We start from the raw sequence: 12,812 nt of genomic DNA, 5'->3' as shown, positions 1-12,812 counted from the left end.
GAGGTCTTGCGATCCCCCACTTTCACCCGTAGGTCGTATGCGGTATTAGCTAGTCTTTCGACTAGTTATCCCCCACTCTAAGGCACGTTCCGATATGTTACTCACCCGTTCGCCACTCGCCGCCAGGGTTGCCCCCGCGCTGCCGTTCGACTTGCATGTGTAAGGCATGCCGCCAGCGTTCAATCTGAGCCAGGATCAAACTCTTCAGTTCAATGCCTGTTTTGTGCCCTCTCGGGCAGGTTCCGTAGAACCGTCGCTCACTCAAAATACTGACAGGTAGTTCTCTTGCGATTCCTACCTATATTTTGTGCGAGCACTTGATTACTTTTTAGCTTCGACGATTGCTCGTCTACGCACCGTACCAAGTACCCACACTTATCGGCTGTTGATTGTTAAAGATCCTGTCTGCCGCACCCGCCATTCTTTCCTTGCCGGCGCTTGCTGCGAATCGTTTTGTTCGTCAGCAGCAGAGAAACGAGATTATGGAGAATCGCCTCGTTTCCGTCAACACCTTTTTTGCGAAAAGTTCGCCGGCTCGATCGACAGCAGCTTCCTGTCTTATGTCTTATAGAAGACTTGACTGTCCGAAATGGTATAATGCCGCGTCCTGCGGGAGTAGCAGCAAGGCTGCTACTCTGCGGAGCGGCGTCAATACCATTCATCCAACTCTGCGAGAACGTCCATGCTAGAAGCCTATCGCCAACATGTTGCCGAACGCGCCGCGCTCGGCATTCCTCCGCTGCCGCTGTCGGCGAAACAGACGGAAGAGCTGATTTCCTTGCTCAAGAATCCGCCCAAGGGCGAGGAACAATTCCTCGTCGATCTGCTCGCATACCGCATTCCTGCGGGCGTGGATGACGCGGCCAAAGTCAAGGCTGCGTTCCTGGAAAAAATTGCGAAGGGCGAAGACTCCTGCGTCCTGGTCTCGCGCACCAAGGCCGTCGAACTGCTGGGCACGATGCTCGGCGGTTTCAATATCAAGCCGCTCATCGACGTACTCAATGATGCCGAAGTGGGCACGGCGGCAGCTGAGGGTCTGAAAAAGACCCTGCTGATGTTCGACTATTTCCATGACGTCAAGGAGCTGGCGGACAAGGGCAGCGCCAATGCCAAGGCCGTGCTGCAGTCGTGGGCCGAAGGCGAGTGGTTCACATCGCGCCCGGAAGTGCCGCAGAGCCTGACCGTGACGGTGTTCAAGGTAACCGGCGAAACCAATACCGATGACCTGTCGCCGGCTCCGGATGCGACGACACGTCCGGATATTCCGCTGCACGCACTCGCGATGCTGAAAAACCCGCGTCCGGGAATCCAGGCCGATGAGCCGGGCAAGGTCGGACCCATCAAGCAGATAGAAGCGCTCAAGAGCAAGGGACACCAGGTCGCATATGTGGGCGATGTGGTCGGTACCGGTTCTTCCCGCAAGTCGGCAACCAACTCGGTGCTGTGGTTCACCGGCGAGGACATTCCGTTCATTCCGAACAAGCGCTTCGGCGGCGTCTGCCTCGGCAGCAAGATCGCGCCGATCTTCTATAACACGATGGAAGACGCAGGCGCTCTGCCGATCGAACTCGACGTTTCGAAAATGGAAATGGGCGATGTGGTGGAGCTGCGCCCGTATGAAGGCAAGGCACTGAAGAATGGCGTAGTGATCGCCGAGTTCAAGGTCAAGTCGGATGTGATCTTCGACGAGGTGCGTGCCGGCGGCCGGATTCCCCTGATCATCGGTCGCGGCCTGACGGCAAAGGCACGCGAAGCACTCGGCCTGCCGCCTTCCACCCTGTTCCGCCTGCCGCAGAACCCGGCTGACAGCGGCAAGGGGTTCACGCTGGCCCAAAAGATGGTTGGCCGTGCCTGCGGTCTTCCGGAAGGCAAGGGCATCCGCCCGGGCACTTACTGCGAACCGAAGATGACGACCGTCGGCTCGCAGGATACCACCGGCCCGATGACGCGCGACGAACTCAAGGATCTTGCCTGCCTCGGTTTCTCGGCTGACCTCGTCATGCAGTCGTTCTGCCACACCGCGGCCTATCCGAAGCCGGTGGACGTGCGGACGCACCTGACACTGCCGAAGTTCATCTCGACTCGTGGCGGGGTTTCCCTGCGTCCGGGCGACGGCGTGATCCACTCCTGGCTGAACCGCCTGCTGCTGCCCGACACCGTCGGCACGGGCGGCGACTCGCATACCCGCTTCCCGATCGGCATCTCTTTCCCGGCGGGTTCCGGCCTGGTTGCGTTTGCGGCAGCGACCGGCGTGATGCCGCTGGACATGCCTGAATCGGTCCTGGTGCGCTTCAAGGGCCAGATGCAACCCGGCGTGACGCTGCGCGACCTGGTCAATGCGATTCCGCTGTACGCGATCCGGCAGGGTCTCCTCACCGTCGAGAAGCAGGGCAAGAAGAACATCTTCTCCGGCCGCATTCTCGAGATCGAAGGCCTGCCGCAGCTGAAGGTGGAACAGGCATTCGAACTGTCGGATGCTTCCGCCGAACGCTCGGCCGCAGGTTGCACGGTGCGCCTGGACAAGGAACCGATCATCGAGTACATGAACTCGAACATCACGCTGATGAAGTGGATGATCGCCAACGGTTACGAAGACAAGCGCACGCTGGAACGTCGCATCAAGGCCATGGAAAACTGGCTGGCCAAACCGGAACTGCTGGCCCCGGATGCGGACGCCGAGTACGCCGCCGTGATCGAAATCGACCTGGCCGACATCCATGAGCCCATCGTCGCATGCCCGAACGACCCGGATGATGTGAAGACCCTGTCCGAAGTCGCCGGCGACAAGATCGACGAGGTGTTCGTCGGTTCCTGCATGACCAATATCGGGCACTTCCGCGCGGCGTCGAAGCTGCTCGAGGGCAAGTCGGATATTCCGGTACGGCTGTGGATCGCTCCGCCGACCAAGATGGACCAGCAGGTTCTGATGACCGAAGGCCATTACGGCACGCTGGGCCGCACCGGTGCGCGCATGGAGATGCCCGGATGCTCGCTGTGCATGGGTAACCAGGCTCAGATCCGCAAGGGTTCTACGGCGATGTCGACATCGACCCGCAACTTCCCGAACCGCCTCGGCCTCGATACGCGCGTTTATCTCGGTTCGGCGGAGCTGGCCGCGGTCTGCGCGATGCTCGGCAAGATTCCGAGCAAGGAAGAGTACATGGCGAATATCGGCGTCATCGACAAGAACGCCGCCGACATCTATCGCTACATGAACTTCGACCAGATCCAGGACTTCCGCGAAGTGGCGGACACGGTCCAGATCTAAGCCGTACGATGCAACAGCAAGGCCCGCAGATGCGGGCCTTTTTTTCGACTGACGGATGGGTGACGGCAAAAAAAAACCCGCAGGTCTTTCGACTTGCGGGTAAATCCAATTCAAGGAGAGTTGGAGGAGACGGGTTGAATCTTAACGAAACGCAAGAGAGCCGTCCGCTTTCAGTTCGTGATGCCTGTTATTCACGCCCTGAATATAAACAAGCCCGCCGGGATCGCCGTCGGGCTTGTGTCTCGCTCGATTCCTGAACTGGATTTTTTTGGGTACTGCCGGCCCAATATGAGCGGGGTTTTCCCCGCTGTGCCATACAAAATTTTGTGAATTCGTCCTTATTGAAAATCATTCCCATCTGAGAGTGTTTTCAGATTCAGCAGGTCTGCGCGTGGATGGCGCCATTGGGGTACGTTTTCCGGACATGGCGAGGAACGGAAGTCCGACAAGTCCATCTCGGTGAAATTTCCCCGCGCACTGCTCCTGAAGCGAAGATCGCTGGCGACGCCTTCCTCGAGCAAGGGCATCCGCGCAAAACGCAGCCAAGCATCGAAGAAGCAGTCCTGGGCTTGGGTCTCCCTCAACTTCTTCAGGCTGCCCCTGGTGTCGTCGACGAAGACGACTGCCTCTCGCCCCGCGCTGCCCGACAGGATGTTCAGCGCCTGCGGGCAGGCTGCGGCCGGTAGATGATCGGGCGCGAGGCTGACGACGCCCCGTGCAAGCCTGTATTCGTCCTTTCCTTCACTGCTCTCGATGGCCGCAAACACCCAGCAAACCGGATGGCTGGGAAACGCAGTGAGCGCGACGTCGTGCACAACGCCGGGCTCGGCGCGCATCTGCATCGCGGCGCGCACCACCTGACCGGCCTGGCGCGACGCTGCGGCCTGCACGCCGACGAATACGCAGAGCATGGTGATGCCGGCGGCGAGCCCCTTGCAACCCCGCGGACCGGTCCCGAGCTGGGCCAGCGCGCCGAAGGCTGCCACGGCGTACAAGACGGCCAAGGCATACCACGAGAGGAAGGACTTGACCGTGAAGTACAACGGTACGGCAAGCAGGAGCGACAACCAGAGCAGCCGCCAGCGGCGGCTGGAGATGGTCATGGCCAATGGCGCGCCGAGGGCGATCCAGAACATCGGCTCGAGTATGAAAACCATGTCGCCATACAGCCAACCGGCGTCGAAGGGATGGAAGGGATGCAGGCCATAGGAGTTGAGGTAGTCCATGGCAAGGTGCAGGCCGAAACCCAGTGCCAGCGCGAACAGAAATCCGGTGCGCGAGACCCTGCTCGCCGTTAGCTGACGCCTTGCACCGGGCCAGGCCAGCAGCATTGCGGCTGCCAGCAACAGCATCTGCGGCAGCGCGTACAGCAGCGTATGGGTATGGCCCCGGTGGTGGAGAAGGTATCCGAGCGGCGCCGGCAACAGCGGCGTGAGAACCAGGTCGAGGTCGGGAAAATTCCCGGCCAGCGCTGCCGTGACGAGCAGCAGACGATGGCGGGTCGAAGCGGCGCGAGGATCGCTTTCGGCAGGCAGCAGGCGGTGGAGAATTTCGCCGGCCGCTAGGCCGGCCAGGGCATGGCTCAGATTGTCCATGCTATCCCCCGCCCATGCGCCGCCACCCTGAGGGAATGTCCTGCACTGGCGATCACGGTCAGCCCGCCAGTTCAGCCAGTCGCAGAAGCTCTAGCCCGGCAAGGGCTTGCTCCGACCTGCCGACGAAGGCCGCACGGCTGAATGGCTTGTCCTTGAGCCAGTCGGCAGCGGCTTGCTTCAGGCGCTCGGTCGTGCACTCCAGCACGCCGGTCCGATAGCTGCGTCGTATTTCATCTGTTATACCGCGCTCCTGCTGTTCCCAGGCCCACATGACGGCCTCGAAAGGCGTGCGCGGCCGGTCGAGCGATTGCATCACGCAGATGATGGCTTCCTCCACCTTTTCCCGTGCGATGTCGCTGTCGAGTACCCACTCAATCGCGTCCTGGAAGACCTCATAGGTCTCCTCAAGCCGCGGATCCCGGTAGGACATCATCACGAACAGATTGGAGTCGGTGGAATAGGCGGCATGACCGCCATAGGCGCCGCCCTCCTCCCGCAGAGACTGATGCAACACCAGGTTGGTCATCAGTTCGCCGAGTACGGCCAGGACTGGCGCGTCGGGATGCGATAAGGTGGGGCCCGGCCACGCGGCGAAACAGTGATTGACCTGCGCCGGCGCATGCAGCGCGAGATTGGCAAGAGGCGCTGCGGCGGGTGCGCCGCATGACGGCTGCGAAGGCGCGGTGCCTGAAGGCAGTGAAACGCCCTCGATCAGCTTGCGCACGTCGTGCTCGGCGCCGGCTGCGAGGACCGTGCCTGGCGCCGATGTTATGCGCCGGTGCATGGCGGCGAGTTTCTCGGCAATCCGGCGCAAGCCTTGATCGTCCCTCGATTGGCCGTGCAGGCGATGGAAGAATTCCAGCCAGGCGGAGCCCCGCACCATCTGTTCATAACGTCGCAACGGCGAAAGCGGAGCGGTTGCGGCGAGCTTGGCGTAATCATCGCCATTCTCGGCCAGATCGTCGCGCAGGTCTTGCATATTGCTGTCGATGAGGTAGGCGATGCGGTCGAGTTCGTCGAACCGGGCGCCCTGCACCGAGTCCTTCAGGACCTCGGCTATCGCGGCATTTTCTTCGCTCAGGCCTTTGGCATAGAAGTCGGCGATGATGCGCAGGCCGCGAGAGTCGCCCTGCGTCTGCATCACGTGCACGTTCATGTCGAAGTACGGAACCTTGTCGTGACGCCATGCATCGGCTTCCAGGTAGGTCCGGCTGCCGACACCGAGTTCGGTCACGATCTCCGCATAGAGCTGGAGCCACGGCCAGTCCTGTTCGGGCAGATCCGAGAGGTCGTACAGCACGCGCGCGTACGACACGGCGTTGGAGGCGATGACGATCGGTGCGGCACCGGAAGCATCCTTCCGTACCGCTTCGACGGGGTGAGGCGTCGGATCGAGATCCTGCGGAAGAATGCGCGGCAGGACATCGTTGTTTACCGGCGCCCGTTGCCGTTCGACGAGTTGCTCCGCTTCGCGCTGCAGGCGCTGCTTTTCGCTCTCGGTCAGGGCGGTGCGCCGTTGTTCCAGTTGCGCACGCTCGGCCTGTTCGCGCTTGTCGAAGTAGTCGGGATCGGGCAGCACTTCGGCGTCCAGGCGCGTGGGATTGTCGAGCAGACCGCGCACGAGCGTCTTGAACCATGCGGGGTCGGCGATTTTTTGCTGCAGATCGCGCAGCACATCCTCGTTGTCGAAGCCGAGCATCACATCCCCGCCGTACATCTCATAAGGGATGGCGCGCAGCAGGCGGCGCATCGAATTGGGCAGGGATCCGGCGGCGATCTCGCGCTGGCGGAAGCGATGATCACGAAGGCCGGCTTCTAGGACCGAGCGCGGAACCCCCTCCTCGGCGGCGCGTTCAAGCGCGCGCCATATCTGCTCGCGCGCCTGGGCGACCTGGTCTTCCTGCAGTCCTTCCATGCCGAGGTGGAAGACGAGCTGGCGCATGCCGGTATCGACGCCATTCATCGCCGATGGCCGCCCGAAGCCGGCGCTCTCCATGGCGTTCGCCAGCGGCGCGGCGGCATTGCCGAGCAGGCCGGTGTCAAGCAGGATGGCCTCATAGTGCGCGTTGACATCGACCGATTGTCCCAGCAGCCAGGCGAACTGCATGCCATGGTCGCGCCCCGGAATGCTGATCCTGGTCGACTTCGGCGCCGGCCACTGTCCGGCCAGTTCGGGCAGGAGCCGCGGCAGCTTGCCGTGCATCTGGCTCAGGACGTGCTCGTCGATGACCTGCTGGATCTCTGTCGGGTCGATCGCCCCCGCCGTCATGAAGACGGCCTGCGATGGGTGATAGTGGGTTCGGTGAAACTCGCGCAGTGCCTCGTGCGTCAGCGATGGAATGTGCAGGGGATCGCCGCCGGACTCGTGCGCATAGGTGGTACCCGCGAGCAGTTCGGCTGCAATGCCGGCATCGAGGGCGCGAACCGGATCGGCGAACGCGCCCTTCATTTCGTTGAACACGATCCCCTGATAGCTCAGCTGATCGCCCTCCAGCACGAGACGCCAGCCTTCCTGCAGAAAATCGAGATAGTCGAGCCGCGGAAAGAACGCGGCGTCGAGATACACATGCAGCAGGTTGAAGAAGTCGGTGCGATCGGTGCTGGCAAAGGGATAGACGGTCTTGTCGGCGTACGTCATCGCATTCATGAAGTGCGCGATCGAGCGGCGCGACATGGCGAAAAACGGATCGCGCACCGGATAACGCCGGCTTCCGCATAGCGCAAGATGTTCGAGGATATGGGCGCGGCCGTCGCTGGCATCCGGAACCGTGGGGAAGGCGACGAGGAAGACGTATTCCTTGTCACTGTTGGCGAGGTGAATGTGGCGCGCGCCGCTTGCGGGATCTTCGAATTCCTGCACCTCGGCCTGCATGGCGGCGATCTTCTTGCTGCGTAGTTTCTGGAAAGGCATAAAGGGGGCTGCGAATATCGATTGAGCGGCCCTTATCATAACTGTTAGGCGCCGCGGCCGCCGCCGAGCGCGGCGGCGACGAGCGGGCGGTACTGGGCAATGCTGTCGGCATCGCGGTAGCCGAGCCAGCCGGCCACCCGTTTTTCGTCTTCTCCCGCGCGCAGATGTGTAAGCGCGAAGCTATGACGCAGGCGGAACAGGCCGCCCGGTCCAGGGGACAATCCTGCGTGGACGAGAACCTGCTTGCACGCCTCCTGCGATCCGGTATGGGACCAGGGCTTGCCGTTCAAGGTGGACGGAAAGACGTAGGTGCCGGCTATGCCCAGCATCAAGCGGCGCTGGCGCCAGCGATGCAGGATGCTACCTGCCCAGGCCGGCAGCGGCACGTTCCGGGCATGCCCGTGGTCGCCGACCGAACGCAGCTGTGCCGGCGCGCGGCCGGTGGCCGAACATGGAGGAAGACTCTCGAGCCTGAGCTGTCGCATTTCGGCCGGCGTCAATCCGGCGCCCAGCATCAGGGCGACTGCCGCCCGGTCGCGCTCGGACTTCCAGCTGGCTTCCCCGCCCTCGCCGGCGGCTTGGAGATACGCGAGCAGGCGGCGAAGTTCGTCCGGCGAGAGACAGACGGGGGTCTTGTCGTTGTCGACTGCGTTCGCATGCCGGTAGGGCGTGCGGCGCAGGAGATGCAGCGAAGCCGGGTTGCGTACTCCGCCACGCCGCATTGCATCGTGCTCGAGCATGCGATCGATCAGATGGAGCATGCGCCACGCGTAACGCGCGGAGAGCGGTCCGGAGCGGCGCTTGTCATGATGTTCTCGCGAGTGGAGATAGCGTTCGATATCGGCTTCGCTCAGGGAATCGAGGCTGAGGCGCTCCTGCACGCAGAATCGCCCGAAGGCTTTCCACATTTCGAGGTATATGCGCGTCGATGCCTTGGTCAGCGTCTTCACCGATGCAGACGTGTCGAGGCGCCCTGCCCCGTGCGCCACCCAATCGTCGAAGAGTTCCACCCAGTCCGCACCGACGCCGGCTTGTTGCGCCCGCCTCGTCTTCTGTGTCGGTCGTGTTCCCATCGCTGTCATTCTACGTTCTAAAACGTACTAACGGCGGCATAACGAGGCCAACTCTTTCGGAACGGCGTTTGCGCTTTGAAACCAGACGGCGGTCGGCTGTTCGATCAGGCGTTCGCGCCGGCAGAGATGCGCCGCAGCCAGCTTGCGCTGGCTGCTTCCAATGCAGCACGGTCCTCGGGGGGGGCATCGGTGGCGGCTTTGGCACAGGCGGTGAAGAAAGTTTTGAACTGGTCCCTCAGCGTACCGACGGCAATGCCGGCTTTGGCGTTTGCCTGCCGCAGGTGCTGTGGAGACCATGGAGCGCGCTCGTGTACGTCCAGCGCCGGGCCGAGCAGGTAGGCTCCGGCATTGGCTGGGTTGACTGGGTCCGGGTGCAGGCCGCGGGACTCGAGATACCGCGCAAGATGGGACAGCAAGGGGGGCGGCAGCGGAACTCGGCGTTCCTTGCCTTCGCGTACACCAGTCAATAGGATCATTCCGGCGGGCGTGCGTTGCACATCATCGAGTTTAGCTGCGACCGCTTCGGAAAGGCGCAGGCCGGTCTGACCGATCAATTGCAGCGCAAATACCAGGCGCGCATTGGCTGACGTCGCGGCGAGAGAATCCGCAAACCGCTCTATGCGCTGCCAGTGCGCGGCGGAGAGCTGCTGCCGCGGCTGTTTCTGCTGAGCCGGCAACGCGAGTTCCTGCCAGGGGCTGGCGACGAGGTAGCCGTTCGACACCAGGTAGCTGAACAGATTTTTCAGCACCACCGCCGCGTGACGACGCGCGGCATCGGAAAGCGGCCCTTCGAAGGGGCGCCAGAGCGGGCTCCATTTTTCTCGCCCCCGCGGACCGCACCACCTGGCGGACGGCTGCGGGTCGGTCATGAAGGCCTGATAGGCGACGCAGTCCGCAGCCTCGAGGGATGAAAGCGCGCGGCCTCTTTCCAGTACCGCCCACAAGAGGAAGCGCTCGCCCTCCTTCAGATAGGATCGCCGGGTGCTGGCGTTGGCTGCCTTGGATTCGACCCAGGCGAAGATTGCCTGCACATCGTTCGTGGCCGGGATCCGGCAATTTTCCTTTGGCGCGCGAAACCGGCCGTCGGCGCCGTCCAGTCCGGGAGGGGCAACGAATTTTTCGATGGGGACGACCTGGGTGCCGCCCTTCACGAGCTGGCGAAGATCCGACGTACTCGTCTGCTGACGCGGCTGGTCGACGTGCGGACCCAGCGTCATGCCCAGGCTGGACTCTTGCGCTCTCAGCCAGCTCACGATGCGCTCGGCCTTGCCGATCCCTATGCCCGGGATTCCCGCCCACCAGCGGTAGCCGACACCATTGATGCGCAGTACGAGTGCTTCAAGGGAGTCGATGCCGGCCTGCTCCAGCCGCGCCGCGATATCGGGGTGTATCCACGATCGGGGCGGATCCTGGGCCCGAGGGGGTTCCGCGACAAGTTCTTCGAGCCATCGCAGCGCTTCCAGCTGACGGGCAATAACCCGTCTGCGCCTGGCTGCCCCGGTTGGCGCAATCCCGTAAACCTCCCGGTAGAAATCCAGCTGTTCCGCCTGTGAAAATTCCTCGAGACCACGCTCAGCCGCAAACTCATCCAGCGTCGGCAGTTTGCCGGCCCGTTCGTCGATCCGGTCCGCGTCCAGCTGGATCAGGCGGGCGATGCCATGACGCGCGTGCCTCCGTGCGGCAGAGGCAAATTCATCCCGTATGCGTTGAATCGTTCGCCTGACGTGGCGAATGTCGTCATGCTCTCCCTCCAGGCGCAGGTACCGGTCCCAGCTTTGGCGAGTATCCAGTCCCTGGATGACGGCCCGCATGAACGCGAAGTGACCCGCATGCAGACGCTGGCCCTGGACACCAGCCTGCTTTTTCTGCGCGGCAGAGCGCTCGGGAGAGATCGTCGGCAGGTGCTGATTTTCCATTGGTGCGCGTTGTTGTCCGCCATAGGGGGTAGGTGAAGCAGCCGGCGCCCTATTATCATTTATCGCAAAAAATGTTTCAAGACAGTACCGCGTGCAGACCGACCGGTTTCTTTTCCTTTGAGATCAAGGGCTTGCAAGGCGCCGTATCAGGGGGACCGATGAGGGGACGCCGTCGCCACGAGCAGGGCGGGCAGCGCGATTTGCGTCTCGATTGAGGTGAGAAATTTTGGGATGGTGGGTTCATTCCCGCCCTTCTAAATCCCGCGCGTCTTCCCGCGCCCCGCAAGATTTGTACGGTACAAGTGGAAACTGCGCGTGCCGCTTTGGCCTGGATCCGGTGAGAAGTTTTGGGAGTTGATCGGGAGCCTTTGTAGAGCTCGGCAACTGCGGCACGTCCCACCCGTACTTGGCGCCGTTAGGTGAGAAGAATTGGGAGTATCCGTTAAGCGGCAGAATGCGCGCGGACAAAGGAGCAAAAGTCGATTGCCGAGTAAGACGGCGGGCTATCGCGAATTCGGCGGCCCGGGTGTGATTGCGGCGCCATCTGGTCGAAGCCACGCGTCTTTGCTCCCGGCTGCCGCATGAAGTAACAGGAAGACCCCGTTGAACAAGTCTTTTCTCGGGGCGGGTTTACCGCCTCACGTGATTTGAATGCGAAGCCTTAACGCGGCCACCAGCGACAAGGTGAGAAGTTTTGGGTGTCTCGGGCAGGCGCTTGTACGGTACAAGAAGCGACTCCTGGGACCTGCCCCCTGACTTGTACGGTACAAGAAGCAGAACAAAGTCCGACTACTCTTGGCATTTGCGGAAGGACGCGCGGCATCGTTCCTGCCGGATGCGCTACTCGAGGCTCGGCCCTCGTCGTTTTGGCTCCAGTCCCACAAGTACCAATTGTTTTACGACGGGCACGAGAGTCTGCTTTCGCTGCAGATGCTCACCGAGAGCGAGGCTAGTGCATGCCGGTCAAACCCGGCCGTCGAATCCGACGCGCTGGCTAGCGCGGGGCAAAAAAAAGCCCGTCTGCTGACGGGCTTTGGTCTTGTACGGTACAAGTCGAACAGTTCACTCAAAAAATGTCTTCAGGTGCTCGGACAACGCTTTCAACTGCGACCGCTCAACAGCGCCGCGCGCAAACTGAATGGTCGTCTTGCTGCCATCAAAAACAATTTTTCCGACCGCCTTGCCATCAACCAGAATCGTCTCAGTCGTGGCCTGCGACACGGCAGTCCCGCAAAGGATCTCAAATACTTCTTTCGCGTTTTGCGCCATCGAGCGATTTGCTGCCAGCTCCTGCGCCCTCGCGACAACGCCTTCCGGGTCGGCCTGTAACGCGTCGTTCAGGGCCTTGGCCCACCGGTACTGCAGGTCGAGCGGCGATGCAAAAGCCTGCACGATGCTTTCGGGCAGATTAGCCAGGCGCAGCGCCTTGCTCATATTGCCCGGATCCACACCGAGCTCTCTTGCAAGCTGATCCTGCGAACTGAACAGCTGTTCCGACAAAGCCCGGCGGTACATCACACCCTGCTCCCAGGGCGCGAGATCCGCCCGAGCACGGTTCTCACGATCCATCTCCTTGAAGAGTTCCTGATCGCTGATCTCCTCGACCACGGCCAGCACCGGAAGACCAAGCTCGAAACATGCACGGTGACGCCGGTGGCCGAATACGATTTCATAGCGATCCTCGCCGCCTTTCAGCGGCCGCACCTTGATCGGCTGCACGTTGCCACCGGCCTGCGCGATCTCGTCTTTCAGCACCCTGAAATCCTGCCGCTCGTAACTGCGGCTATCCCGGTTTGCCCACTTTGATGGAATGATGCGGTCGGCGTCGATGAGTTTTACCGGCAGCGATCCCTCGAATTCCTTGAGGCGGGCTTCCAGCATTTCCAGCTTCTTATTGCTCTCCTTCATCAGGGAGTTCACCATCAGCATCTGGCCGGGCCCGGTACGGAGCGGGGCGGCGCCGGGCGCGGTGTTGCCCTCGGACTTGCCCGGCACGAGCAAGCCCTCGGTTTTCTTTGCAAGTCGGTCCTTTATCGACATGAGGTTCTC

Annotated in this window: 6 protein-coding genes and 1 rRNA gene; 1 reads left to right on the top strand and 6 read right to left on the bottom strand. The window is 61.9% G+C overall.

Annotated features, from left to right (window positions below; all coding sequences use genetic code 11):
* Nucleotides 1-211, bottom strand: a 16S ribosomal RNA gene (locus NCCP691_RS14650); the annotation flags it as partial.
* A gap of 471 nt (nucleotides 212-682) precedes the next feature.
* On the opposite strand from NCCP691_RS14650, the gene acnB reads away from it, so the two are divergent.
* Nucleotides 683-3,268, top strand: a complete 2,586-nt coding sequence (acnB, locus tag NCCP691_RS14645) for a bifunctional aconitate hydratase 2/2-methylisocitrate dehydratase (protein ID WP_220809283.1) — start codon at nucleotides 683-685, stop codon at nucleotides 3,266-3,268.
* A 338-nt stretch (nucleotides 3,269-3,606) separates the two neighbouring features.
* Here acnB and NCCP691_RS14640 read toward each other — a convergent pair whose 3' ends face one another.
* From NCCP691_RS14640 to NCCP691_RS14620, 5 genes are all read right to left on the bottom strand, one after another.
* Nucleotides 3,607-4,863 carry a metal-dependent hydrolase gene (locus NCCP691_RS14640; RefSeq protein WP_220809282.1) on the bottom strand — a complete coding sequence of 419 codons (1,257 nt, stop codon included), beginning with the start codon at nucleotides 4,861-4,863 and terminating at the stop codon, nucleotides 3,607-3,609.
* Between the two features lie 58 nt (nucleotides 4,864-4,921).
* Nucleotides 4,922-7,774, bottom strand: a complete 2,853-nt coding sequence (locus NCCP691_RS14635; protein ID WP_220809281.1) for an insulinase family protein — start codon at nucleotides 7,772-7,774, stop codon at nucleotides 4,922-4,924.
* Nucleotides 7,775-7,818: 44 nt separating this feature from the next.
* Nucleotides 7,819-8,847 carry a site-specific integrase gene (locus NCCP691_RS14630; protein ID WP_220809280.1) on the bottom strand — a complete coding sequence of 343 codons (1,029 nt, stop codon included), beginning with the start codon at nucleotides 8,845-8,847 and terminating at the stop codon, nucleotides 7,819-7,821.
* Nucleotides 8,848-8,951: 104 nt separating this feature from the next.
* On the bottom strand, nucleotides 8,952-10,763 hold the full coding sequence (locus NCCP691_RS14625; protein WP_220809279.1) for a site-specific integrase: 1,812 nt from the start codon (nucleotides 10,761-10,763) through the stop codon (nucleotides 8,952-8,954).
* Nucleotides 10,764-11,825: 1,062 nt separating this feature from the next.
* Nucleotides 11,826-12,803, bottom strand: a complete 978-nt coding sequence (locus NCCP691_RS14620; protein ID WP_220809278.1) for a ParB/RepB/Spo0J family partition protein — start codon at nucleotides 12,801-12,803, stop codon at nucleotides 11,826-11,828.
* Nucleotides 12,804-12,812: the final 9 nt, after the last annotated feature.

The organism is Noviherbaspirillum aridicola, assembly GCF_019656455.1.
Taxonomy (GTDB): Bacteria; Pseudomonadota; Gammaproteobacteria; order Burkholderiales; family Burkholderiaceae_D; genus Noviherbaspirillum; species Noviherbaspirillum aridicola.
Note: the sequence above shows the minus strand (reverse complement) of the source record. Positions and strands in the feature narration are given on the sequence as shown.